Raw genomic sequence first — 23,296 nt, 5'->3', positions numbered from 1 at the left:
GATCAGAATGGGGGAGCAAGTGGCCGGGTTCCCCAAGGACAGCCGACAGAATCTAAATCCATCAAGGGCGCCGCGGCTGCATTGCGCTCGCCGTTTCGGCCGCACGCACCAACTGAAGGAACTCGGAGCGACAGCCGTAAGGATCGTCGCCGCGTGCTGCCGAGGCTATACGCAGCACGTCGTCATACCCGAACTGGCCGGTGTGCTTCCCGCCACGTAGAATCTCGCCGAACGCGGCCACACTGGTTGCAAAGCGGGCATCGAGTGGCGCGTTCTCGAAGCGAGCGTATTCGGATCCGCGATCGACGGGAGTGCTGATCAGCGCGCTTCGACCCGGAAGCGGCATGCGCACCTGCTCGCGAACCAACTGGCAACAGACGTTCAGAATGCGACGGCGGACGGCGTTCAGAACACAGAACGAGAATCATCAAAATCCGCTTGAATAATCAAAGCGTTAAGATGGCTGGGGCGGGAGGGATCGAACCTCCGAATGGCGGAATCAAAATCCGCTGCCTTACCGCTTGGCTACGCCCCAACGCGCCGATCAACGGCCACGTCGGTCTATAGGGTGAGTCCCGCCATTTCAACAGCGAGACGGTCGAAAAGGCACGAAAGCCGCTAAGTGATGCCGTTCCCCTTATTATAGAGAGACGCCGCGGTGGCCGAACGGACCGCACGATGGTCCTCTCGGACTGTTGAGAGGCCGCCGGTTTCATGGGAAGACAATTTCCAAACGCCTCGTCGGGAGTAACGCCATGACCTACCGTGCGCCGATCAACGATATCCTCTTGTCCCTCAATCACGGTGCGGGGCTCGCGGCCGCCGTGGCAGCCGGCCACTACGGCGATTTCGACGGCGATATTACCGCTGCGGTGCTGGAAGAAGCCGGCAAGTTCGCTTCCGATGTGCTGGCGCCGCTGAACAAGGTCGGCGACGAGCACGGCATCAAGCTCGACAACGGCAAGGTGACCACCGCGCCCGGCTGGCCCGACGCCTATCAGCGCTGGACCGCTGCGGGATGGAACGCGGTGTCGGGTCCGGAAGCGTTCGGCGGCCAGGGCCTGCCGCTCGCGGTCAACGCCGCCTGCACCGAAATCTGGAGCGCGTCGAACGTCGCCTTCGGCCTCTGCCCGCTGCTGACGCTGTCCGCGATCGAGGCGCTCGATGCCCATGGCAATGACGAGCTGAAAAAGATCTATCTCGAGAAGCTCGTCACCGGTGAATGGACCGGCACGATGCAGCTGACCGAGCCCAATGCCGGCTCCGACGTCGGCGCGCTGCGCACCCGCGCCGAGCGCGCTGATGACGGCACCTATCGCATCAAGGGCACCAAGATCTTCATCACCTATGGCGAGCACGACATGACCGACAACATCGTGCATTTCGTGCTCGCACGATTGCCCGATGCACCTGCCGGCACCAAGGGGATTTCGCTGTTCCTGGTGCCGAAGTTCCTGGTCAATGCCGACGGCTCGCTCGGCGCGCGCAACGACATCCACGCCTCCGGTGTCGAGCATAAGCTCGGCATGCACGCCTCGCCCACCTGCACCATGACGATGGGCGACAAGGGCGGCGCGATCGGCTTTCTGATCGGCGAGGAAAACGCCGGCATGCGCTGCATGTTCACGATGATGAACCAGGCGCGCCTCGGCGTCGGCCTCGAAGGCGTCGGCATTGCCGACCGCGCCTATCAGCAGGCGCTAGCCTATGCGCAGGAACGCCGCCAGGGCAAGGCACTCGGCCACAAGGGCGACGGCATGGATCCGATCATCGTGCATCCCGACGTCAAGCGCATGCTGATGCAGATGCGCAGCATGACGGCGGCGGCGCGCACGATCTGCTACGCCACCTCGGTCGCGCTCGACGTCTCGGTGCGCGCGAAGGATGCCAAGGTGCGCACTGAGGCCGCCGCGCGCGGCGCGCTGCTGACCCCGATTGCGAAAGCGTTCTCCACCGACATCGGCAACGAGGTCGCCTATCTCGGCGTCCAGGTCCATGGCGGCATGGGCTTCATCGAGGAGACCGGCGCTGCGCAGCACTATCGCGATGCCCGCATCACCTCGATCTATGAGGGCACCAACGGCATCCAGTCGATCGACCTCGTCACCCGCAAGCTCGGCGCCAATGGCGGCGCCTCGGTGTGGGCGCTGCTCGACGAACTCGCCGCCACCATCAAGCAGGTCGAGACCTCCAACGATCCGGCGTTCGGCACCACGGGCACCAAGCTGCGCGACGCCCACGCCGCGCTGGAGCGCAGCAGCAAATGGCTGCTCGAACGGCTCGCCTCGGCGCCGAACGAGGCGCTCGCCGGCGCGACGCCCTATTTGCGGCTGTTCGGCGCGACGCTCGGCGGCTGCATGCTCGCCGGCGAGGCGCTCGCCGCCAAGGCCAATGGCGAAGCCGAGCCGCAGCGCTACGTCGCACTCGCGCGCTTCTTCGCCGAGAACATCGCTGTGCAGGCGCCGTCGCTGGAGAAGACGGTGACGGAGAGCGCCGAGGCGGTGACTGGGGCGGATGCGGTGCTGGCCTAGCGCAAATTCCAATTCAGCCACGCTCGCGGTGTCATCACCCGCCACCGGGTCTCGCCTTCGGCGAGCCCGATGACAGGCTCCGGCGGGTGATCCAGTATTCCAGAGACGCTAGTGCTTGAGCCGAGAGGCTGCGGCGTACTCGATCGCCCGGTCGAGCCGGGCGACGACAGTTGAGAATGCGACACAACTTCGCATTCTCGGATTGTGTTCGCCGATACGGTCAATCAATCGAGGAAGCGATCAACGCGCACTTTGTTTGCCGTCGAACCGGCAACGCCTGCTGGTGACCCTTGCACCGGCCGCCAGTGAAACCAGTAGTAATACGCACGAACCGCGTCGGGTTCGAATATCCGCAAACAGCAGCGTAGTAAGCTTCGCGTCAGCTCACCGTAAGCCTCGTGTAAGCTGATGCTGAAAAACTTTGCACTCGCGCGCATCGACGCAAAGATTTTTATGACCCCATAGAGATTCACACAGCTGCGTAAGCATTGCTTAATGGCTTCATCCTCAAGACTTCTGACAGCACCGGATACCTCCGGCCGCCCACATTTGTCGCAAATCGCTTTATTGAAACCGATAGTGGAAGATGAAGGTCATGATGCGCTCCGGGTTGTATCGCTTCGCCACAGACCGCCGGGGCAACGTTGCCATCATCTTCGCGCTGGCGACCGTGCCGTTGATCTACCTGCTGGGCATGACCACGGATTACACGCAGGCCCTGCGCAAGAAGAACCAGCTCGATGCCGCAGCGGACGCAGCCGCCATCGCAGCGGTCAGGCCCGCGATGCTGCTGCAAACGGATTCGACGGCAAAGGCCGCGGCCGCGGCCGTCTTCGCGTCCACCGCCAACAGCATGGCGGGCTTGACCTCGGCCCCGTCACCGACGATCAACATCGTCGACTCCGGGCTGCAACGCACCGTGACGGTCTCGTATAGCGCGGCATCGATCAACAATTTCGGCACCCTGCTGCGCAGCGCGGCCTGGCCGATCAACGGCAGTTCGACCGCGAAGGCGGCAAGCGCGCCAAACATGAACTTCTATCTGGTGCTCGACGACTCGCCCTCGATGGCGATCGGCGCGACCCAGACTGATATCAACAATCTCATATCCTACACATCCAGTCAGCCGTCGGCCTCGAAGAGCTGCGGCTTCGCCTGTCATGAGACGCATCCAAATCTCGACAGCGGCGCCAACTCCTCGAGCGTCGACAACCTGACCATCGCGCGCAACAAGAGCGTCACCCTGCGCATCGATCTCGTGGTGAACGCCGTCAATCAGCTGCTCGTGTCATGGTCGAACTGCCCGCAGACCAGCGTGTCGGGCGGCGTCATGCAATGCATGTCGGCCTTGAACAACACCACCTACAAGGCGGGCCTCTACACCTTCGACTACAATTTCAATACGCTGCAGTCGCCGACCAGCCCGACCACCGCGGGACAGGCCATCTCGAACATCCAGTTGATGACAGTCGACCACCAGAACTGCGTGATCTCGGGAAGCTGCAACACCGACTATGGCACGGACATCGAGAACGCGCTGACCAGCGTCAACAGCCTGATGCCCAACCCCGGCCTTGGCAGCAACCAGTCGGGAGATACGCCGCAGGAAGTCGTGTTCCTCGTGACTGACGGCGTCGACGACAAGATCGTCGCGCTCAGCTCGTCCTGCAACGCCAACGCGACGCTGCAGGCGGTGGGCTCCAGCTTTCGATGCCAGCAGCCGCTCAACACCGCGATGTGCACGACGATCAAGAACCGGGGCATCCGGATCGCGATCCTCTACACCGAGTATTTGCAACTCCCCACCGACAGTTGGTACATGGGTCACATCGCCCAGTTCAACAACCCATCCTCCTCAACCGGCCAGATCGCGCAGAACCTGCAAACATGCGCTTCGCCAGGTCTCTTCTCCGACGTTCAAACCGGCGGCGACATCTCCACGGCGTTGACGGACTTGTTCATCAAGGTCGCCTCAAGCACAGCCAGCCTTACGCAGTGAGGTAGCGCCGTGGCCCAGGTGAAATTTCCGTCAGCACAAAGCAAGCAAAATCGCTCCGCCGCCTTCATCAGGGATAGCCGCGGCGCCACGGCGGTCGAGTTCGCATTGGTGGCGGCGCCGTTCATCGCCCTCCTCATCGCGATTCTGCAGACGTTTCTCGTGTTCTTTGCGCAGGAAATGCTCGAATCGGTGGTGCAGCAATCGAGCCGGCAAATCCTGACCGGACAGACGCAATCGGCACAGGCGACACAGGCCGCATTTCACCAGACCGTCTGCAATCAGGTCACCGTTCTGTTCACCTGCAGCCAGATATTCGTCGACGTACGGGTCGCCAGCAGCTGGTCGAGCGCCGATACCTCCGCTCTCGTTCCGACGTATGACAGCCAGGGCAACGTCAACAACATGCAGTTCAATCCGGGCAACGCGGGAGACATCGTCGTGGTCCGGGTGATGTATTTGTGGCCGGTCTTCCTCGGACCTCTCGGATTCAATCTTTCGAACCAGCCGAACAATACACGATTGATTCTAGCTACAGCCGCTTTCCAGAACGAGCCGTCCTCGTAGGAGATGATACCGTGACCAGCCTGTCATTTCGAATGCGGACGTTCTGGAGAGATCGCGACGCCCTGGCGGCGATCGAGTTCGCAATGATATTGCCGTTCATGCTGCTGCTCTATGTCGGCGGCATCGAGCTCGCCAACGGCATGGCCATCAACGTCAAGGTCACCGCGGCCGCTCATTCGGTCGCCGACATGGTCTCGCAGAACACCCAGGTCAGCGCGACCCAGCTGCAGAACATCCTCGGCGCTTCGACGGCAATTCTCGCACCGTATCCAACGACCGCCAACGGCAGCTCGGTCACCACGATTACCGTTTCCGGCGTCTCCACCGACAACAACGGCAACGCGACGGTGCAGTGGAGCGAGTCGTACAATGGATCGAGCTACGGGACGGGACGGCCGGTCGGGCAGAAGATCACGCTGCCTACTTCGCTCACCGGGACGCAGAACTACAATGTCTCCTTTGTCCTCGGCGAAGTGTCGTACGGCTACACACCCCACCTCGGTTTCACCATCAGCGGGACCTTGACCCTCGCGGACAGCTATTACCTGTTCCCGCGCTGCTCGACCAACAGCCCCGCCAACGCGAACTTTCCGTACTATGACGTCAAGCTGACGGCCTCGACGACATGTACCTGCATCCAGCATCTGCAACAGAAGACCTGCTAGAGGCTGCTCGCCGAGGCTGAAGCGACGGCCGAATTGCGGGCGCGCCACCTAGTTTCGATACACCAGGCAGCGCCCGCCGATCGCTTCAAGTCGTGCGCAGAGCTGGTTGGCCCGTTCACGCGTCGTCTCGGCGACCCGGAGCAGATACCAGGTTGCCGAGCCAGGGCCGGCCATGTGCGATCTCAGAACGAGCGGCGCGCGATCGCCGAGCACCGATGCAAATCGTTTCTGAAGCTGCTGATAATCGGCGAGCACCCTGGATTGCGAAGGGCCGCCGGCCAATTGCAGTCCCCAGGGTCCCCATGCAGCCTGCTGCGCAATCGTCACGGAGTCCTTTGGGGCCGCCGGAAGCGCCCTGATCAGCATGCCGCGCACGATGTCGTTGCAGGCCATCGCAGCGTCGGTGTGGACCCGATCCTCGACCGCCCCCTGGGCCCATTCCTCGGCCGACTTGCCGGTGACGATCCTGACATAGGCGCGTGTTTCGCCCGGCAAATTGCCGCGTCCTGCCAGCCAATCCTGAACGCGCCGCGGCCCGCCATTATAGGCCGCCGCCGCAAGGCCGAGATTGCCGAACTGCGCGCGCAGCTCGCGGAGCCAGCGCGCCGATTCCTGCAAGGCCGGCAACGGCTCGAACGGATCCGCCAGGCCGCGCCAGCGCGCGGTCCCCGGCATGAACTGGGCGATCCCCTGGGCACCAGCCGGACTGATCGACTTGGGATCGAAATTGCTTTCCTGCCAGATCAACCGGACGAAGAAGTCCGGCGGCAAGCCGTTCTCCAATGCGGTCTCCTCCAGCGCCTTGCAGTATTGCTGCGGCCCGTCGAGCTTTGCAGGCGCCGGTGCTTGCGCAGGAGACGGAGAGGAGGAGGACGGATGGTCGGGCGCCGGCCGATTGGCCTCGGCATTGCTCTCTCCGGAGTTCGGATTCGAACGAGGCGTTTCCGTTTGCGGTGTCTCCGTCTGCGCCGCCCCGATATGATCAGGCTCGGCACTCGCGATACGGACGAGCAGCAAGAGGCAGATCGAGCCGACGGCCGCCCGCGAGATCGATCGATAAACCCGCCGCGGCCCGAAAATCGACTGCATGAGCGCGATCGTCAAATTGGAAGATGTGCCGCCAGATCATAGCATCATCTGGCGCCGTCTGGCGGGCAGAAATTCGGCTGATACGCCTCAAGCGTCCGGCTGCCGCGGCGCCTTGTGGTCGGACAGGCTGCCGACGATCGACGCACGGCGCGACAGTTCGATCCAGTTGCCGTCGGGATCGAGGATCATGGAAATCCGCGCGACCTCGCCGAGCGTCACCGGCGCAAGGCCTTCGCGCACACCTTTGGCGCACAGCTCGTTATGCACCGCATCGATGTCGGCCACTTGCAGCGTGATATAGCGCCAGCCGCGCGCGCCCCGGACCGGATCGATGGTCGCCGCACGATCTTCCGTGAGCAGGATCAGGCTGTCGCCGAGGCGAAACGCCGGGCCGCCCGACCATGATTGCTCGGCAAAGCCGAGGATGTCGCCGTAGAATCTGCGGTGCGCGGCAAGGTCGCGCACCGCCATCGAGACGGCGATCTGCGTGATGCCGTCATGCCCGGGTGCCACCAGGCAAACGCGGTTACCGTCGGGATCGACCATGCGCTGCGGCGCCGCGATGCCCTCGCGCGCCACGATCAGCTCGCGATAGCCGCTCGGCGCCGCATCCGGCAACGGCTCGACATGATGATTGAGCTTGATGACCGAACCATGCGCGTCGTGCCGGTACTGCTTCTGCCCGCGGCGGATCGGCTGCATATGATCGAAGCGAAGCCCGGCGTCCTGCTGCCAGAACCTCAGCATCGGCTCGAGATCGTTGAAGGAAAGGCCGAGGTCGATCACGTTCTTTGCCAGTTGCATCTGCTGCCGCCCTCAGACGAAGTGCATCACGATGCAACCAGCTATGCGAGGATCAGCCCACCGACGCAAGCGCCGAGATCACTTGCGGACCAACGGAATCTGCAGATTGGTCGGCCGGTTCTGCTCGGTGTCGAAGCCGCGGCCGTCGACATTGCGGGCGCCCCAGAACAGCAGGTCGCCCCTGAGATAGACCAGGTCGTATTCCATGAAGTTGCTGCCTTCCTTCAGCGCAAAGGGCGCGAAGGACTTGCCGAAGATACTCTGCGGCGCATCGACCGCCCATGCGGCATAGCCGACGGAGGCGACCTTGTTGAGGACGTCGGCAAACCCCTGCGCCAGCGGCGTCACCTCATAGGCCTCGTCGGCGATGAAATCGACCTTTTGCGCGCCCGGCGCGATCGGATGCGCGCCCTGCCACTGCATGTGCCCGACGATCCGGATCCGCGCCAGCGGCACCTTGCCGTAGGGATCGGCAGAGTTGACGACCACGAGCTCGAACCGGTCGGACGACTGATAGGTGAATGCGCGCGTCAGATAGAACGGCTTGATCGAGCCGTCCGGATTCCTGCTCGGCCGGATCTCGGGCGCGATGCTCTCCCAATTGCCGGCAAGTGCCTGCTTGATCGTTGCGACGTCGGTATCCATGGCGCTTGTCCTCGTTTGATTGCCGGAAGATTGCGCGGCAGCACTGCCTAACCCAGCCAGGGCCAGGACCAACAGCGCGGCGGCAATTCGCTTCGACATGTGCATAATCCCCAGAAGCGCCCGACTGGCTCAGCTCTGTTGAACGGCAGCGGCGGACTTGCGGATGACGTCGAGCACGAGGCCGGGCTGCGACAGCATCGGCACATGACTGCTGTCGGCCTCGATCACAGTGGCGCCCATGCGCTCGGCGACGAAACGTTGCAGCTCGGGATGCACGGTGCGGTCCCGCTTGGCGACGACGTACCAATTCGGCTTCGCGCGCCACGCGGTGCCTTCGGCCTTCTGGTCGAACAGGTCTGGCGCCGGGACGCCCTGGGTTGCCCAGATGAGACTCTGCTCCTGCTCGGAAAGATCGCCGGCAAAGCACGCCGTGCCGCTCGGCTTCAGCCAGATCCGCCCGTCGGCGACCTCGATGTGCGAGAATACGTCGGTGACCGGAAACTTGGCTTGCAGGCTCTGGGACGTCTCGTCGGCGTCAGGCGCTAGCGCCGCGATGTAGACGAGACCGGCGACACGCGGATCAGCGCCGGCCGCGGTGATAAGCGTGCCGCCATAGGAATGGCCGACCAGGATGGCGGGACTGTCGACGCGTCCGAGCACCGCCTTCACCGCCGCGACGTCGCCCGCGAGCGTGTCGAGGCCGTATTGGGCGGCGATCACCTGATGCCCCTCGGCCTGCAGCGTCGGGATCAGCTTGCCGAAGCACGAGCCGTCGGCCCAGAGCCCGTGGACGAAGACAATGCTTGGTTTGGTCGGCTTGGACATGTTCGGCTCGCTGTCGTGTTGTTGTCACGCATCGGCGGCACGGCTCGCTGTGATGGCGAACCGGGCGGACCGAAGCGACGATGGGACCTGCCTGCGAGGCAGAGCCATTGATGGGATGCGCCCTGCTATAGAGAGCGCTAGCGGGCTTGAAAAAGACTTTGTAGGCTGGCCCCATGCCTGCGAGACATGGCAACAACGGCTGGCAATTTGTGATCGGGTGACCGTGATGGAGCTCCGCCATCTCCGCTACTTCGTTGCCGTGGCCGATGCGGGCAGCCTGACCGTTGCCGCCGAGCAGAAACTCCACACCTCGCAGCCGTCGCTGAGCCGGCAGATCCGCGATCTCGAGGACGAAGTCGGCGTGCAGCTCCTGAACCGCGGAGCGCAAGGCATTGAGCTGACCGCGGCCGGCCGCGCGTTCCTCGACCATGCCCGCATGGCGCTGTTGCAGGCCGAGGCGGCCAAGGAGGCGGCGCTGCGCGCGGCGCAACCACCGCAGCCCGTCTTCTCGCTCGGATTCCTGTCCGGCGCCGAGATCGATCTGCTGCCCGAGGTGAACCGCGTCCTGCGCGAGGAATTTCCCGGCATCGACATTCGCCTGTCGAGCGACTACTCGCCGTTGCTGGCCAAGGCCCTGATGCGGCGCAAGCTCGATGCCGCCTTCATGCGGGCGGACGACAACATGGACGACCTCGCCTGCAAGCGCGTACGCACCGATCCGCTGGTGTTTGTGTTTCCGAGCAACCATCGGCTGGCAGCGCAGGCCGCCGTCGCGCCGGAAGACGTCGCGGGCGAGACCTTCTATCTGCCATCGAAATCCGCGCCGGCAGTGCGCCGTGTCGTGCAGGATTATTTCAGCCGCGCCGGCATCGATCTCCGGCCGGAACACGAGGTGCATAATGTTGTGCACGCGATCTCGATGATCACCTCGACGCATGCGGTGATGCTGCTGCCGGCCTACACCGCGCGCTATCTACCCGACACCATCACCACCCGCCCGGTGCGGGGCGAGGCGCCGACGCTTGATCTTGTGGTTGCCTATCACAAGGCCAACAAGTCTCCGATCCTGAAGCACCTGCTGTCGCGGGTCGGCCGGCTGGCCGCGGCGCCCGCCTGAAACGATCAATCCAGTGAGGACCAACATGCAAGCAGGCCTGGTTCAGACCTTTTGCGCTTTTGCCTACAACAATGCCTGGGCCAATCATCGCCTGCTGACGGCCTGCGGTGAGCTCAGCCAGGCGGAGTTCGCCGCGGCGCGCACCGGCTTCTTCCCGAGCCTGCAGGCGACGCTCAACCACATCCATGTCATCGATCTCTTCTATATCGACGCGCTCGAAGGTGGCTGGCTCGGGCCGAAGGCGTGGGCCAACGAGGTGCCCTATCCGTCGGTCGCCGAACTGAAGCGCGCGCAGCGCGCGATCGACCAGCGATTGATCATTCACTGCGATGCTCTGACGCCCGAACAGCTCGACGGTGAGGTCAAGGTCAATCGCGATACGTCTGTGCAGACCGAGCGGCGCGACCGCCTGCTGATGCATCTGTTCCAGCATCAGATCCATCATCGCGGTCAGGCTCATGCGATGCTTTCCGAAACCACGGTGAAGCCGCCGCAACTCGACGAATTCTTCGCCGCCGGCGAAGCGCCGCTGCGCGCGACCGAGTTCAGCGAGCTCGGCTGGAGCGAAGCCACCGTGTGGGGCGGCTGAGCGCGCGGTTCCGCCCGCGAGCGGGCAGTGGCAACGGTTCCCGATCCGAAGCGGGCCTTGAATACGCCCATCTCCACGCTCACCTCTGGTGAAACGTGGGGAACTCCATCTATGCCTTTCGCCAATCATCGGGGCCAACGCATCCATTACACCGTCGAAGGATCCGGCCCGCTGATCGTGCTGCAGCACGGCCTGCTGCTCGACGCCGCGAGCTGGAAGCAATGCGGCGTGGTCGACGCGCTCGCCGATCGCTTTCGCGTCGTTTGTGTCGACTCGCTCGGACACGGCGCGAGCGACAAGCCCACCGATCCCGAACTCTATGATCAGGCGCAGCGCGCCGGTGACATCATCGCCGTGATCGACGATCTCGGCGACGAGCGTGCCCATGTGGTCGGACATTCGATGGGCGGCTGGGTCGCGGTCGGCGTCGCCCGGTTTTTCCCGACGCGACTGTCGTCGCTTTCGATCGGCGGCTGGGATTTTCTCAGCGGACTGCCGCGCGGCAATGCCGGCCCGCTGACCTACGGCGCCTTCATCACCTTCGCCCGCCGCACCGTGCCGGAGCTCGCCGAATGGGTGACGCCGGATCTCGAAGGCGGGGTACGCGCCTGCTTCAATGCGCTCGGCCAGGTCGACGGTGCCAAGGACGCCGTGCTGTCCTCGCGCGTGCCGGTGCTGCTGTGGAACGGGCAGGACGACGGACCGCACGCGCCGATGCAGCGCTTTGCCGCAGAGAACGGCCTGTACGCGATGTCCGTCCCGGGCGATCATCTCGGCGCACTGCTTCAGCACGGCGCCGCGATCGGCCGGGGAATCGGCTCGTTCGTCGGACGCGGCTGAGCGGAGCACTGCAATGCGCCGTTCTCATACGCCCCCACGGCGAAAAGCAGCCCGGAGCGCTTGGGGCCTGCACAGGATCATGTAGGATAGCGGCACGACGTCCGCCGGCGACGATGCCGGCCGAACCTGGGACCGCTTGATGACCGCGCATGTCATAGTGACCGACGAAGCCGCCACACGCGTGATCCGGCTGCGCAGGCCCGAGAAGAAGAACGCGATCACCCAGGAGATGTTTCGCGCGATCAGCGATGCGATCGACAAGGCGCAGAACAATCCGAAGATCCGCTGCCTGATCATCACCGGCGGCTCCGGCGTATTCACCGCGGGCAACGACATCGAGGATCTGCTCGCGCAGGGCACCTCGACCGGCGACACGCCGCCCGCCTCCGACCTGGTCAAGTTCCTGTATTCGCTGGCCCACAATGTGAAGCCGATCATCGCCGCGGTCGACGGCGTCGCGATGGGCATCGGCACCACCATGCTGTTTCACTGCGACTACGTGCTGGCCAGCAAGACCGCGCTGTTCTCGACGCCGTTCTCCAATTTCGGGCTGGTGCCGGAAGGCGCCTCCAGCCTGTTGATGCCCCGCATGATCGGCCACCAGCGCGCCTTCGCGATGCTGGTGATGGGCCGCACCATGTCGGCCGACGACGCCCGCGTCGCCGGCTTCGTCAACACCGTGGTGGCGCCGGGCCATGCCGAGGTCGAGGCGCACAAGGTAGCGCGCGAGATCTGCGCCCTGCCGGCCGAGGCGGTGGCGATCTCGCGGCGCCTGATCCGGCTGCCGCCGGAGGACGTCACCCGCCGCATCGAGCAGGAGAACCATTTGTTCAGCGAGCGGATGCGCTCCGAGGAGGCGGTCAGCGCCTTCAAGGCCTTCATGGCGCGCCCGAAGGATTGAAACGAAGCGTCGGGATTGAAACGAAGCGTCGCAAAAATGTAGTGGCGCAGCGCCATGATCGTGTATTCCATGGACAGGTCATGAGACAGCCCCGCTCTACGCCCCTCGCCGCGCTCTACGCACTTGTCGCCGCGCTCTGCGCACTTGGCCTCGCCGCGGCAAGCCCCTGCCTGGCGCAGGACGCCGCGCCTGTGAGCCTGCGCATTCTCGCGATCAACGATTTCCACGGCTACCTGCGACCGTCGCCGGGCGGCATCCGCATCACCGATCCGGCCGACGCCACCAAGAAGATCATGGTGCCCGCCGGCGGTTCCGAGCGGATGGCAACCGTCGTCAAGCAGCTGCGTGAAGGACACAAGAACAACATCTTCGTCGCGGCCGGCGATTTGATCGGCGCAAGCCCGTTTTTGTCGGCGATGTTCCATGACGAGCCGACCATCGAGTCGCTGTCGATGATGGGGCTTGCGATTTCCTCGGTCGGCAATCACGAATTCGACGAGGGCAAGGACGAGCTGCTGCGGATGCAGAATGGCGGCTGCCACCCGGTCGACAAGTGCCAGGGCCCGCATCCCTTCACCGGCGCGAAATTCCGTTATCTGGCGGCGAGCACGTTCGATAAGACCACCGGCAAGACCGTTTTTCCGCCCTACGAGATCAAGGAATTCGACGGCATTCCGGTGGCCTTCATCGGGCTGACGCTCAGGAATACCCCGAACCTGGTGTCGCCGGCCGGCGTCGCGAGCCTCGACTTCCGCGACGAGGCCGAGACCGTCAATGCGCTGGTCCCCGAGCTGAAGGCGAAGGGCGTCGAGGCGATCGTGGTGCTGATCCACGAGGGCGGCTTTCCGACCGGCGACTACAATGAATGCCCAGGGATCTCCGGCCCGATCGTCGATATCGTCAAGAAATTCGATCGCGCGGTCGACGTCGTGATATCAGGCCACACTCACCAGGCCTATGTCTGCGAGATCGACGGACGGCTCGTCACGTCAGGCGACAAATACGGCACGCTGGTCACCGCGATCGATCTTCAGCTCGATCCGAAGAGCCACGATGTGATCAGCGCCAAGGCCAACAACACCATCGTCAAGATCGGCGGCACGGCCAAGGACCCGGAGCAGAGCGCGCTGCTGGAATCCTACGACCGGCTGGCCGCGCCGATTGCCAACCGCGCGGCCGGCTCGGTCACCGAAACATTGTCGAGGGCGCCCGGCGAGACCGGTGAAAGCGTGCTCGGCGATATCGTCGCCGACGCGCAGCTCGCTGCAACCGCTTCAGAGCCGAATGGCGGCGCGGTGATCGCCTTCACCAATCCCGGCGGCGTGCGCACCGACATCGTCAAGCGCGAGGACGGCGCGGTCACCTACGCCGACATCTTCGCCAGCCAACCGTTCCGCAACCAGCTGGTCACGATGACGCTGACCGGAAAGCAGCTCAAGGACGTGCTGGAGCAGCAATGGGCCGACCCGAAACGGCCGCGCGCCCTGCAGGTCTCGAGGGGCTTTGCCTATGCTTGGGATGCGAGCAAGGGCGACGGCGCGCGCATCATCGCCGCACGGATGTCGCTCGACGGCAAGCCGATCGACCCGGCCGCGAGCTATCGCGTCACCGTGAACAATTATCTCGCCGAAGGCGGCGACGGCTTCACGGTGTTCAAGGAGGGAACAGCGCAGCAGTTCGGCATCTATGACGTCGATGCGCTCTATGCCTACTTCAAGACCAATAGCCCGGTCGGGCCGGCGGCCGGAAAGCGGATCGAGCGGATCAATTGAGGCGCAAGGGCTTTCCGGCAGACCGGTAACGGCCTACATTGGGGGTCGTTCGCGCATGATCTTGTCCGGAAAACCGCTGCGCACTTTTCCGGATCATGCGTCCTCGCACGCGCCTCCATTGCGCCGGGAATTTGCATGACACTGCTTCTGACGCACACCGCCTGCCTCAACCATCTCACCCCGCCCGGACATCCCGAACGCCCGGACCGGCTGCGCGCGGTTGCCGAGGTGCTCGGTGAGGATCGCTTCAAGGCGCTGGTGCGCGATCTCGCGCCGGAAGGCGACCTCGACACCGTGCTGCTCTGTCACGGCGAGCATTATGTCGGCGAGCTGCGCCACATCGCGCCGACATCGGGCATGATCTATATCGACGGCGACACCTCGATGTCGCCGGGCACCTGGGAAGCCGTGATGCGCGGCGTCGGCGGCGCGGTGGCCGCGACCGAAGCGGTGATGGAAGGCAAGCACCAGAACGCTTTCGTCGCGGTGCGCCCGCCCGGGCATCATGCCGAGAAGTCGACGCCGATGGGCTTCTGCTTCTTCGACAATGTCGCGATCGCCGCGCGCCACGCACAGCGCAAATACGGCATCAAGCGCGCCGCGATCATCGATTTCGACGTCCATCACGGCAACGGCACGCAGGATATCTTCTGGGCCGATCCGACCGTGATGTACTGCTCGACGCATCAGATGCCGCTATTCCCCGGCACCGGCGCTTCAGGCGAGCGCGGCGAGCACGACACCGTCGTCAACGCGCCGCTGGCGCCCGGCGACGGCGGCACCAAGTTCCGGGCCGCCTTCGAGAACCTGATCCTGCCGCAGCTCGAAAAATTCTCGCCCGAACTCGTCGTGATTTCGGCGGGCTTCGACGCGCATCACCGCGATCCCTTGGCCTCGCTCAACCTGACCGGCGAGGATTTCGGCTGGGTCACGCGCAAGCTGATGGATCTCGCCGACAAGAGCGCCGGCGGCCGGGTCGTCTCCGTGCTGGAGGGCGGCTACGACCTCGAGGGCCTGAAAGAGTCGGTGGCATCTCACGTCACTGCATTGATGGGCGCCTGAATACCCGCCACAATACGCCCGCAAAAATTCGATTGATTCCGCGCCGGGGCAAGCATGGCCTGCGACGGGTCATGTTTGGACGACAAGATCAGGTTGCGATCTGATCCACGCAATCGGGAACGCAAAGAATGGCCGAAAACACTCAAGCCGACGTCAAGAAGCTGACCTTTGAACGCGCGATCGAGGAACTCGAATCGATCGTCAAGCGGCTCGAGGACGGCAAGGTCCCGCTTGAGGAATCGGTCGCGATCTACGAGCGCGGCGAGGCACTGAAGCGGCGCTGCGAGGAATTGCTGCGCCAGGCCGAAGCCCGCGTCGACAAGATCACCACCGACGCCTCGGGCCAGCCGACCGGCACCGAACCGCTCGACGTGCAGTAGGGCCGCGAGCGCTTCGCACCGTCGATCATGCGACACGATGTCCGCTGCGGCGGGGGATTGTTGCTGCGCATTTCCAGCATTCCGTGACGACGCGGGGACGACCGCGGCGACCGGGTGCGGCCGTGAATCAGGCCGACCCGGACCGTCCGACTGCCGCAAAAATGGGCGAAGTGGAACCGGAACTCGGCGCAAGCATTGAAAAGATTAGGTTTTTCAATGCGACGCATAGGAACCCTGCGCGCCCTATCGGGTTGGCTTTGGCTACGGCTTTGGTGTAATGCTTCCAGTTCTATGGGCATTTGAGGATGGCGGGCGGCCCGGATTTTTCCGGCGGCATGCATCTCAAATGGTTCGACAAAACTGAACCGGGACGGGTGAAGAGCGACCAAGGTGATGCGTATCACGTGGTCCAATCCGGAGTGAATTGAGGCTTACAACCAGGCACGGTCTGCCGGGGCGGCACCCGATGTCTGGCATTCGCTGCGCGATGTGCGCGCCAACCCATCTCGCGTCGGGCGGTTCGTTCCGACAGGCAAAAATTGGAAATTCGCTGTGACCTCATTTAGTAAAACGCCGCTTCTTGACACTATCCACACGCCCGATGACCTGCGCAAGCTGAAGATCGAGCAGGTGCAGCAAGTTGCCGACGAGCTCCGCCAGGAAACCATCGATGCTGTGTCGGTGACCGGCGGCCATTTCGGCGCCGGCCTCGGCGTCGTCGAGCTGACCACCGCCATCCACTACATCTTTGACACCCCGCGCGACCGCCTGATCTGGGACGTCGGCCACCAGGCCTATCCCCACAAGATCCTGACCGGTCGCCGCGACCGCATCCGCACCCTGCGCACCGCCGGCGGCCTTTCCGGTTTCACCAAGCGCACCGAGAGCGACTACGATCCGTTCGGCGCCGCGCACTCCTCGACCTCGATCTCGGCCGGCCTCGGCATGGCGGTGGCGCGCGACCTCTCCGGCGGCAAGAACAACGTTATCGCCGTGATCGGTGACGGCGCGATGTCAGCGGGCATGGCCTATGAGGCCATGAACAACGCCGGCGCGATGAATTCGCGCCTGATCGTGATCCTCAACGACAACGACATGTCGATCGCGCCGCCGGTCGGCGCGATGAGCGCCTATCTGTCGCGCCTCTACTCGGGCAAGACCTACCGCTCGCTGCGCGAGGCGGCCAAGCAGATCAACAAGCGCCTGCCGAAGATCCTCGCCAACCGCGCCAACCGCGTCGAGGAATATTCCCGCGGCTTCATGATGGACGGCGGCACGCTGTTCGAGGAACTCGGCTTCTATTACGTCGGCCCGATCGACGGTCATAACCTCGACCATCTGCTGCCGGTGCTGAAGAACGTCCGCGACATGGAGACCGGGCCGATCCTGGTTCACGTCGTGACCCAGAAGGGCAAGGGCTACGGCCCGGCCGAGGCCTCCGCCGACAAGTACCACGCCGTGGTCAAGTTCGACGTCGCGACCGGCACCCAGGCCAAGGCCAAGCCGAATGCGCCGGCCTACCAGAACGTGTTCGGCCAGAGCCTGGTCAAGGAAGCGCAGAAGGACGACAAGATCGTCGCCATCACCGCGGCGATGCCGTCGGGCACTGGCGTCGACATCTTCAACAAGGCGTTCCCGGAGCGCACCTTCGACGTCGGCATCGCCGAGCAGCATGCGGTGACCTTCGCCGCCGGTCTCGCCACCGAGGGCTACAAGCCGTTCTGCGCGATCTACTCGACCTTCCTGCAGCGCGGCTATGACCAGGTGGTCCATGACGTCGCGATCCAGAGCCTGCCGGTCCGCTTCGCGATCGACCGCGCCGGCCTGGTCGGCGCCGACGGCGCAACCCATGCCGGTTCGTTCGACAACGCCTATCTCGGCTGTCTGCCGAACTTCGTGATCATGGCCGCCGCCGACGAGGCGGAGATGGTCCACATGGTGGCGACGCAGGTTGCGATCAACGATCGTCCGAGCGCGCTGCGCTATCCGCGCGGCGAAGGCCGCGGCGTCGAGATGCCGGAAATCGGCGTTCCCCTGCCGATCGGCAAGGGCCGCATCATTCGCGAGGGCAAAAAGGTCGCGCTGCTGTCATTCGGCACCCGCCTCGCCGAGTGCGAGAAGGCGGCCGACGAGCTCGCCGCCCACGGCCTCTCCGCCACCATCGCCGACGCGCGCTTCATGAAGCCGCTCGACGAAGAGATGATCATGAAGCTCGCCCGCGACCACGAGATCCTGATCACGATCGAAGAAGGCTCGATCGGCGGCTTCGGCTCGCATGTCATGCAGTTCCTGTCCGACAACGCGATGCTCGACAGCGGCATGCTCAAGTTCCGCTCGATGATCCTGCCCGACGTGTTCCTCGACCACGATTCGCCGGCGGCGATGTATGCCCGCGCCGGTCTCGACGCCAAGAGCATCGTCGCCAAGGTGTTCGAGACCCTCGGCAAGGACTACAAGACCGAGACCGTCAAGCTCGCGTAATCGTTCCGGGCGGCCCGAGCATTTTCGGTTCTGATTGAATCAGAACCGAAGCTCTGGCTTCCTGTTCGCTCGAAACGCCATAGCCCCGGCAAGTCCATGAAAATCTATCTGGCAGGTCCTGACGTGTTCCTGCCGGATGCCGTGGAGATCGGCCGCCGCAAGGCTGAGGTTTGCGCTTATCACGGGCTGACCGGGCTGTACCCGCTCGACAACAGCATCAACCCCACCGTCGCCGGCGCATCGCTCACCATCTTCAAGAGCAACGAGGCGATGATGGAGTCGGCCGACGCCATCATCGCCAATTTGACGCCGTTTCGCGGCCCCAGTGCCGACGCAGGCACCGTCTACGAACTCGGCTACATGGCGGGACGCGGCAAACTGTGCCTCGCCTATTCGAACGATCCCACGTCCTACGCCAATCGCGTAGCGCGGCTGCAGCAGGTCGCGCCGGCATCCGACGGACGCCTGATCGACGCGGAGGGGCTGACGGTGGAAGAGTTCGGATTGCCGGACAATCTGATGATGATGCACGCGCTGGATCTGCACGGCAGTCCGCTGGTGATCCCGCGCGAGCTGGCAACCGACCTCTGGCACGACCTTACCTCCTTCGAGGCCTGCGTACGGCTCGCCGCCACGCAGCGCCGTCAGGGCACCAAGTGACCAACGTGACCAAGGCGGGCGACAACGACAACAATGCATCGGCCGGCAAGCGCATCGACGTGCTGCTGGTCGAACGCGGCCTGTTCGAAAGCCGGGCGCGGGCGCGCGCGGCTATCGACGCCGGCCTTGTCACCGCCGACGGCAAGCAGATTTCGAAAGCGTCCGAGATCGTCGCGCCTGGCGCCGAGCTCACGGCCGAGCCCGCGCATCCCTACGTCTCGCGCGGCGGCGTCAAGCTTGCCGGCGCGCTCGAACATTATCCGATCGAGGTCGAGGGCCATGTCTGCCTCGATGTCGGCGCCTCGACGGGCGGCTTCACCGAGGTACTGCTCGCCAATGGCGCGAGCCTCGTCTTCGCCATCGATGTCGGCCACGGCCAGCTGCATCCCTCGCTACACGGCCATCCGAAGATCGTCTCCATGGAGGAGACCGACATCAGGAATTACGAGGGCAAGCGCCTGCCGGCGCGGCCCGATGTCGTGGTGATCGATGTCAGCTTCATCTCGCTGAAGCTGGTGCTGCCGGTGGCGCTGTCGCTGGCGGCCGCACCGATGCATCTGCTGGCGCTGATCAAGCCGCAATTCGAGGCGGCCCGCAAACACTCCAAGCGCGGCGTCATCCGCAACGCGATGGTGCATCAGGAGATCTGCGACGACATCGCCGCCTTTGCCGCCTTGCAGGGGTGCACCAACATTCAGGTGTTCCCGTCGTCGATCACGGGCGGCGACGGCAATATCGAATTCTTCCTCGGCGCCCGCCGTGGCTGAGCTCGTGACCATCGACCATGTCGGTCACCGCGGCGACGGCGTCGCGATCGACGGCACGCAGTCGATCTTCGTGCCCTACACGCTGGCCGGCGAAACCGTCGAGGTCGAGGACGTCCCCGGCAATCATCCCGACCGACGGCGGCTGCTGCGGATCACGCAGCAGAGCCCCGAGCGCATCGCGCCGTTCTGCCCGCATTTCGGCATCTGCGGCGGCTGTGCGATCCAGCATTGGGCCGACGCGCCTTACCACGCCTGGAAGCGCAACATTGTCGTGGAAACGCTGGCGCAGGCCAGGATCGAAGCCGAGGTCGCGCCGCTGCTCGACGCCCATGGCGCGGGCCGTCGCCGCATCACGCTGCACGGACGCATGGGCACCCATGAGGTCCTCAAGGTCGGCTTCGCCGCTGCCGGTTCGCACGACATCATCCCGGTCGATCGCTGTCCGATCCTCGATCCGGCGCTCAATGGTGCGCTCGAGGCCGCCTGGGCGGTCGCCGAACCGCTGATCTCGATCGGCAAGCCGCTCGACATCCAGGTGACGGCGACTCTCAACGGCCTCGACATCGATGTACGCGGCTCAGGCTCCCTGCCGACCAGCCTGATCACCACCTTGTCGCGCGTCGCCGAGAAGCACCGGCTGGCGCGGCTGACCCGGCACGGCGAGCTGGTGCTGCAGCGCGGCTCTCCCGAGATTGCGATCGGCAAGGCGAAGGTCGTGCTGCCGCCGGGCTCGTTCCTGCAGGCGACCGTCAAGGGCGAGGAGACGCTCGCCGCGCTGGTACGCGAGCAGTGCGGACGCGCCAAGCACATCGCCGACCTGTTTTGCGGCGTCGGCCCGTTCGCACTGCGCCTCGCGGAAAAGGCGCGGGTCACGGCCTTCGACAGCGATGCCGGTGCGATCACGGCGCTGCAGAAGGCCGCGCAGACGACGCCGGGGCTGAAGCCGCTGAATGCCGAGGCGCGCGACCTGTTCCGCCGCCCGCTGATGCCGCAGGAATTGCGCGACTATGACGCCGTCGTGTTCGATCCGCCGCGGCAGGGTGCGCAGGCGCAGGTCACCCAGCTCGCAGCGAGCAAGGTGCCCGTAGTCGTCGCGGTGTCCTGCAACGCTGCGACGTTTGCCCGCGACGCGAAAATCCTGATCGACGGTGGCTACAAGCTCGCCAGAGTCACCCCGGTCGATCAGTTCCGCCACACGCCGCATGTCGAGCTGGTGGCGCGGTTTACGCGCTGAGACGACGCTGCGACTATCGCAGCGCTTGGTGATCTCGCTATAGTTCGCTCCTGCATGTCCCACGATCCACTACTCGCGCGCACCATTCCCGTCCTCGCCGCCGTGCCGGGCGTCGCCGCCATCGTGCTCGGCGGCTCGCGGGCGCGCGGCACCGCGCATGAGGCTTCGGACTACGATCTCGGTCTCTACTACCGGGATGGCGCTGCTCTCGATATCGATCGCCTGCGCGCGGCGGTCGCGGGCCTGGTCGACGATCCCGCTGCCGCGCATGTGACGCCGGCCGGCGAATGGGGACCATGGATCGTCGGCGGCGCCTGGCTTGCGATCGGCGGCCACAAGGTCGACCTGCTCTACCGCAGCATCGATCAGGTCACTGGTGGCATCGATGCCTGCCGGAACGGTGACGTCAGCATGCACTACCAGCCGGGCCATCCGCATGGCTTCTGCTCGGCGATCTGGATGGGCGAGGTCGCGCTGTGCCGCGTCCTGCATGATCCCGGCAGCCTCGTCGCAGCGCTGAAGGAGAAGACTGCTCCCTATCCGCCCGCGCTGCGCGACGCTCTCGTTTGGCGCTTTCAATGGGAAATCCTGTTCAGTATCGAGAATGCCGAGCTTGCCGTGCCGCGCGGCGATAGCACGCATATCGCCGGCTGCGCCTACCGCGCGCTGGCCTGCATCGCACAGGTGCTGTTTGCGCTGAACGGGCAGTATCTGATCAACGAGAAAGGCGCGCTGGCGCAGGCGGCGAATTTTCCGGTGACGGTGCGCGAGCTCACCGGGCGCGTTGCCGAAGTCTGGCGGAAGATCGGAGCTGCAGAGCATACTGGTGCGTTGCAAGTGCTGCGCGCACTGGAGGAAGAGCTTCGGGAGATTTGTAGGGCGGGTAGCGAAACGTAACCCGCGATCCTCACCGCCCCCAGCGGTCCTGCCAGATCTTCTCGCCGATCATGCAACTGACCCGCGGCTCCTTCTCGGCGGTCCGCACAACGGGACGCTCGGGGGTGCGGCCGGCGACCTCGAGCAACAGCTTGGTGCGGATCGCCTCCTTGAACTTCTCGCGATCCTTGATCGTGACCACAAAGGAGCCGGGTCCACCGATCACGCAGTCCTCATAATAGTAGTCGAGATTTTCGATATCCATCGTCGAGTAGGACGGCTCCTTCACCATGATCGGCAGACCGTTGATGACGATGCCCTTGTCGAGCGCTGCATCGCGCGCGGGCGTGATCGGTGCGCCGTTGTTGTTGGGTCCGTCGCCGGAAATATCGATCACGCGGCGCAGGCCGCGATGCGGATTCTCGTCGAACATCGGGATCGCAAAATAGATCGCCCCGGAGATCGAGGTCCGCGAGGCGCGCCGCACCGGCGTCTTCATGATCTCGGCAGAGACCGCATCGGCGGATTCAGGACCGTCGATCACCCGCCAGGGAATGATGACCTTCTGGTCGTTGGAGGCGGCCCATTCGAAATAGGTGATCGAGATCTTGCCGTTCGGGCCGGCCTTCAGCGCTTGCAGGAAATCCTTGGAAACGATCGCTTGCGCATAGCCTTCGCGCTGGATCGCGAGCTCGTCCATGTCCATCGAATAGGAGACGTCGACCGCAATGATCAACTCGATGTCGACGCTCGGCGTGGATTCCTTTTCAGCCAGCCGGCCGGTCTGTGGTCCAGGGCCGGGCGCGGCAACACCGGCTACATCGCCGCTGGCCAGCATGCCCGCGACAAGCACCGCTCCGATCGAGACATACCAGCGCATTGCGGCCCTCCCGTCGTGTCACGTCATGGTGACACGCAAATCAGGCGGCGCAAAGCGCTGATATCATCTGTCCTTCACATTCGAGTTAGGCGTTCGCAAGTTCGACGTGACTTGCCGCGAATGCGGCAACACGCGCCGTGCCGTTGCCGCAATGACGCCGTGCAATTCGAACGGTTCCAACAGCTGCCGGAAGACGGTAGTCTTACGGGGCAATCGCGAGGGAGTGCGATGCCAGATACTGTCGTCAAGCCGAAAACCCGAACCAAGACCAAGGTCGAGCGGCCACGCCTGCACAAGGTGATCTTGATCAACGACGACTACACGCCGCGCGAGTTCGTCGTCACGGTGCTGAAGGGTGAATTCCGCATGACCGACGACCAGGCCTACAAGGTGATGCTGACCGCACACCAGCGCGGCGTCTGCGTGGTCGCGGTGTTCACCAGGGATGTCGCCGAGACCAAGGCGACGCGCGCCACCGACGCCGGCCGCGCCAAGGGCTACCCGTTGCTGTTCACCACCGAGCCCGAGGAATAGCGCGGCGCCAGCGCCAGTTTGCCGCAGGCCTTGCCGCGCATTTTATCGATCGCAGCCACGCCTGCTTGAGGGATCGCATGG

At 64.4% G+C, this 23,296-nt stretch carries 23 protein-coding genes and 1 tRNA gene; 17 read left to right on the top strand and 7 right to left on the bottom strand.

What is annotated here, in order from left to right:
* Positions 1-61 precede the first annotated feature (61 nt).
* Together JQ616_RS22025 and JQ616_RS22020 are read right to left on the bottom strand one after the other, a co-directional pair.
* Positions 62-346: a YfbK domain-containing protein gene (locus JQ616_RS22025; RefSeq protein ID WP_249137127.1), complete on the bottom strand. Its 285-nt coding sequence runs from the start codon at positions 344-346 to the stop codon at positions 62-64.
* Between the two features lie 114 nt (positions 347-460).
* Positions 461-535: transfer RNA gene (locus tag JQ616_RS22020), tRNA-Gln, on the bottom strand.
* Between the two features lie 220 nt (positions 536-755).
* Here JQ616_RS22020 and JQ616_RS22015 point away from each other — a divergent pair.
* The 4 genes from JQ616_RS22015 to JQ616_RS22000 all read left to right on the top strand — a co-directional run bounded on the left by JQ616_RS22015 (position 756) and on the right by JQ616_RS22000 (position 5,759).
* Positions 756-2,531 (top strand): acyl-CoA dehydrogenase, encoded by a 1,776-nt coding sequence (locus JQ616_RS22015; RefSeq protein ID WP_212017984.1) that lies wholly within the window; start codon positions 756-758, stop codon positions 2,529-2,531.
* Positions 2,532-3,126: 595 nt separating this feature from the next.
* Entirely contained in the window at positions 3,127-4,530 is a 1,404-nt protein-coding gene (locus JQ616_RS22010; RefSeq protein WP_212019087.1) for a TadE/TadG family type IV pilus assembly protein, read from the top strand.
* 18 nt (positions 4,531-4,548) lie between these two features.
* Positions 4,549-5,094, top strand: coding sequence for a TadE/TadG family type IV pilus assembly protein (locus JQ616_RS22005; RefSeq protein ID WP_433995996.1), 546 nt, complete (start codon positions 4,549-4,551; stop codon positions 5,092-5,094).
* 11 nt (positions 5,095-5,105) lie between these two features.
* On the top strand, positions 5,106-5,759 hold the full coding sequence (locus JQ616_RS22000; protein ID WP_433995991.1) for a TadE/TadG family type IV pilus assembly protein: 654 nt from the start codon (positions 5,106-5,108) through the stop codon (positions 5,757-5,759).
* A gap of 48 nt (positions 5,760-5,807) precedes the next feature.
* Here JQ616_RS22000 and JQ616_RS21995 read toward each other — a convergent pair whose 3' ends face one another.
* From JQ616_RS21995 to JQ616_RS21980, 4 genes are all read right to left on the bottom strand, one after another.
* Positions 5,808-6,848 (bottom strand): lytic transglycosylase domain-containing protein, encoded by a 1,041-nt coding sequence (locus JQ616_RS21995; RefSeq protein WP_212017980.1) that lies wholly within the window; start codon positions 6,846-6,848, stop codon positions 5,808-5,810.
* A gap of 87 nt (positions 6,849-6,935) precedes the next feature.
* Entirely contained in the window at positions 6,936-7,652 is a 717-nt protein-coding gene (locus JQ616_RS21990; protein WP_212017978.1) for a VOC family protein, read from the bottom strand.
* A gap of 78 nt (positions 7,653-7,730) precedes the next feature.
* A complete protein-coding gene (locus JQ616_RS21985; protein WP_249137126.1) occupies positions 7,731-8,297 on the bottom strand; it encodes a hypothetical protein in 567 nt (188 codons plus the stop codon).
* Positions 8,298-8,426: 129 nt separating this feature from the next.
* Positions 8,427-9,122, bottom strand: a complete 696-nt coding sequence (locus tag JQ616_RS21980; RefSeq protein ID WP_212017974.1) for an alpha/beta fold hydrolase — start codon at positions 9,120-9,122, stop codon at positions 8,427-8,429.
* Between the two features lie 226 nt (positions 9,123-9,348).
* Between JQ616_RS21980 and JQ616_RS21975 the strand changes: the two genes are divergently transcribed.
* From JQ616_RS21975 to JQ616_RS21920, 12 genes are all read left to right on the top strand, one after another.
* Complete coding sequence (locus JQ616_RS21975) at positions 9,349-10,239, top strand: LysR substrate-binding domain-containing protein (protein ID WP_212017972.1); 891 nt, start codon at positions 9,349-9,351, stop codon at positions 10,237-10,239.
* A 25-nt stretch (positions 10,240-10,264) separates the two neighbouring features.
* Positions 10,265-10,828, top strand: coding sequence for a DinB family protein (locus tag JQ616_RS21970; RefSeq protein WP_212017970.1), 564 nt, complete (start codon positions 10,265-10,267; stop codon positions 10,826-10,828).
* Between the two features lie 111 nt (positions 10,829-10,939).
* Positions 10,940-11,668 (top strand): alpha/beta fold hydrolase, encoded by a 729-nt coding sequence (locus JQ616_RS21965; protein ID WP_212017968.1) that lies wholly within the window; start codon positions 10,940-10,942, stop codon positions 11,666-11,668.
* 139 nt (positions 11,669-11,807) lie between these two features.
* The gene (locus tag JQ616_RS21960; protein ID WP_212017966.1) at positions 11,808-12,569 is read left to right on the top strand and encodes a crotonase/enoyl-CoA hydratase family protein; all 762 of its coding nucleotides are present in this window, start codon (positions 11,808-11,810) and stop codon (positions 12,567-12,569) included.
* A gap of 80 nt (positions 12,570-12,649) precedes the next feature.
* Positions 12,650-14,341, top strand: coding sequence for a bifunctional metallophosphatase/5'-nucleotidase (locus tag JQ616_RS21955; protein ID WP_249137125.1), 1,692 nt, complete (start codon positions 12,650-12,652; stop codon positions 14,339-14,341).
* Between the two features lie 135 nt (positions 14,342-14,476).
* Positions 14,477-15,403, top strand: a complete 927-nt coding sequence (locus JQ616_RS21950; RefSeq protein WP_212017964.1) for a histone deacetylase family protein — start codon at positions 14,477-14,479, stop codon at positions 15,401-15,403.
* Positions 15,404-15,531: 128 nt separating this feature from the next.
* Positions 15,532-15,783 (top strand): exodeoxyribonuclease VII small subunit, encoded by a 252-nt coding sequence (locus JQ616_RS21945; protein WP_212017962.1) that lies wholly within the window; start codon positions 15,532-15,534, stop codon positions 15,781-15,783.
* Between the two features lie 552 nt (positions 15,784-16,335).
* The gene (dxs, locus tag JQ616_RS21940; protein WP_212017960.1) at positions 16,336-18,264 is read left to right on the top strand and encodes a 1-deoxy-D-xylulose-5-phosphate synthase; all 1,929 of its coding nucleotides are present in this window, start codon (positions 16,336-16,338) and stop codon (positions 18,262-18,264) included.
* Between the two features lie 96 nt (positions 18,265-18,360).
* Positions 18,361-18,924, top strand: a complete 564-nt coding sequence (locus tag JQ616_RS21935) for a nucleoside 2-deoxyribosyltransferase (RefSeq protein ID WP_212017958.1) — start codon at positions 18,361-18,363, stop codon at positions 18,922-18,924.
* 5 nt (positions 18,925-18,929) lie between these two features.
* Positions 18,930-19,691, top strand: coding sequence for a TlyA family RNA methyltransferase (locus JQ616_RS21930; protein WP_212019081.1), 762 nt, complete (start codon positions 18,930-18,932; stop codon positions 19,689-19,691).
* Complete coding sequence (locus JQ616_RS21925) at positions 19,684-20,925, top strand: class I SAM-dependent RNA methyltransferase (RefSeq protein WP_212017957.1); 1,242 nt, start codon at positions 19,684-19,686, stop codon at positions 20,923-20,925. The genes JQ616_RS21930 and JQ616_RS21925 overlap by 8 nt, the downstream gene beginning before the upstream one ends.
* A 54-nt stretch (positions 20,926-20,979) precedes the next feature.
* Complete coding sequence (locus JQ616_RS21920) at positions 20,980-21,822, top strand: nucleotidyltransferase domain-containing protein (RefSeq protein ID WP_212017955.1); 843 nt, start codon at positions 20,980-20,982, stop codon at positions 21,820-21,822.
* A 10-nt stretch (positions 21,823-21,832) separates the two neighbouring features.
* On the opposite strand, the gene JQ616_RS21915 is transcribed toward JQ616_RS21920, so the two are convergent.
* Complete coding sequence (locus tag JQ616_RS21915; protein ID WP_212017953.1) at positions 21,833-22,681, bottom strand: DUF1194 domain-containing protein; 849 nt, start codon at positions 22,679-22,681, stop codon at positions 21,833-21,835.
* A gap of 228 nt (positions 22,682-22,909) precedes the next feature.
* On the opposite strand from JQ616_RS21915, the gene clpS reads away from it, so the two are divergent.
* The gene (gene clpS, locus JQ616_RS21910) at positions 22,910-23,215 is read left to right on the top strand and encodes an ATP-dependent Clp protease adapter ClpS (RefSeq protein ID WP_212017951.1); all 306 of its coding nucleotides are present in this window, start codon (positions 22,910-22,912) and stop codon (positions 23,213-23,215) included.
* Positions 23,216-23,296: the final 81 nt, after the last annotated feature.

Source organism: Bradyrhizobium tropiciagri (genome assembly GCF_018130545.1).
Lineage (GTDB): Bacteria > Pseudomonadota > Alphaproteobacteria > Rhizobiales > Xanthobacteraceae > Bradyrhizobium > Bradyrhizobium tropiciagri_A.
The sequence above is the reverse complement of the archived record's forward strand: the minus strand, read 5'-3'. Positions and strand labels throughout refer to the sequence as shown.

Bases quoted from the DNA above. Each gene is read 5' to 3' on its own strand.
- JQ616_RS22015 (WP_212017984.1), top strand. From the start codon at position 756: ATGACCTACCGTGCGCCGATCAACGATATCCTCTTGTCCCTCAATCAC.
- JQ616_RS21945 (WP_212017962.1), top strand. From the start codon at position 15,532: ATGGCCGAAAACACTCAAGCCGACGTCAAGAAGCTGACCTTTGAACGC.
- JQ616_RS21935 (WP_212017958.1), top strand. From the start codon at position 18,361: ATGAAAATCTATCTGGCAGGTCCTGACGTGTTCCTGCCGGATGCCGTG.
- JQ616_RS21980 (WP_212017974.1), bottom strand. From the start codon at position 9,122: ATGTCCAAGCCGACCAAACCAAGCATTGTCTTCGTCCACGGGCTCTGG.
- JQ616_RS22010 (WP_212019087.1), top strand. From the start codon at position 3,127: ATGATGCGCTCCGGGTTGTATCGCTTCGCCACAGACCGCCGGGGCAAC.
- JQ616_RS21985 (WP_249137126.1), bottom strand. From the start codon at position 8,297: ATGGATACCGACGTCGCAACGATCAAGCAGGCACTTGCCGGCAATTGG.
- JQ616_RS21920 (WP_212017955.1), top strand. From the start codon at position 20,980: ATGTCCCACGATCCACTACTCGCGCGCACCATTCCCGTCCTCGCCGCC.
- JQ616_RS21950 (WP_212017964.1), top strand. From the start codon at position 14,477: ATGACACTGCTTCTGACGCACACCGCCTGCCTCAACCATCTCACCCCG.
- JQ616_RS21970 (WP_212017970.1), top strand. From the start codon at position 10,265: ATGCAAGCAGGCCTGGTTCAGACCTTTTGCGCTTTTGCCTACAACAAT.
- JQ616_RS21975 (WP_212017972.1), top strand. From the start codon at position 9,349: ATGGAGCTCCGCCATCTCCGCTACTTCGTTGCCGTGGCCGATGCGGGC.
- JQ616_RS22025 (WP_249137127.1), bottom strand. From the start codon at position 346: ATGCCGCTTCCGGGTCGAAGCGCGCTGATCAGCACTCCCGTCGATCGC.
- JQ616_RS21960 (WP_212017966.1), top strand. From the start codon at position 11,808: ATGACCGCGCATGTCATAGTGACCGACGAAGCCGCCACACGCGTGATC.
- JQ616_RS21990 (WP_212017978.1), bottom strand. From the start codon at position 7,652: ATGCAACTGGCAAAGAACGTGATCGACCTCGGCCTTTCCTTCAACGAT.
- JQ616_RS21965 (WP_212017968.1), top strand. From the start codon at position 10,940: ATGCCTTTCGCCAATCATCGGGGCCAACGCATCCATTACACCGTCGAA.
- JQ616_RS21995 (WP_212017980.1), bottom strand. From the start codon at position 6,848: ATGCAGTCGATTTTCGGGCCGCGGCGGGTTTATCGATCGATCTCGCGG.
- JQ616_RS21955 (WP_249137125.1), top strand. From the start codon at position 12,650: ATGAGACAGCCCCGCTCTACGCCCCTCGCCGCGCTCTACGCACTTGTC.
- JQ616_RS21915 (WP_212017953.1), bottom strand. From the start codon at position 22,681: ATGCGCTGGTATGTCTCGATCGGAGCGGTGCTTGTCGCGGGCATGCTG.
- clpS (WP_212017951.1), top strand. From the start codon at position 22,910: ATGCCAGATACTGTCGTCAAGCCGAAAACCCGAACCAAGACCAAGGTC.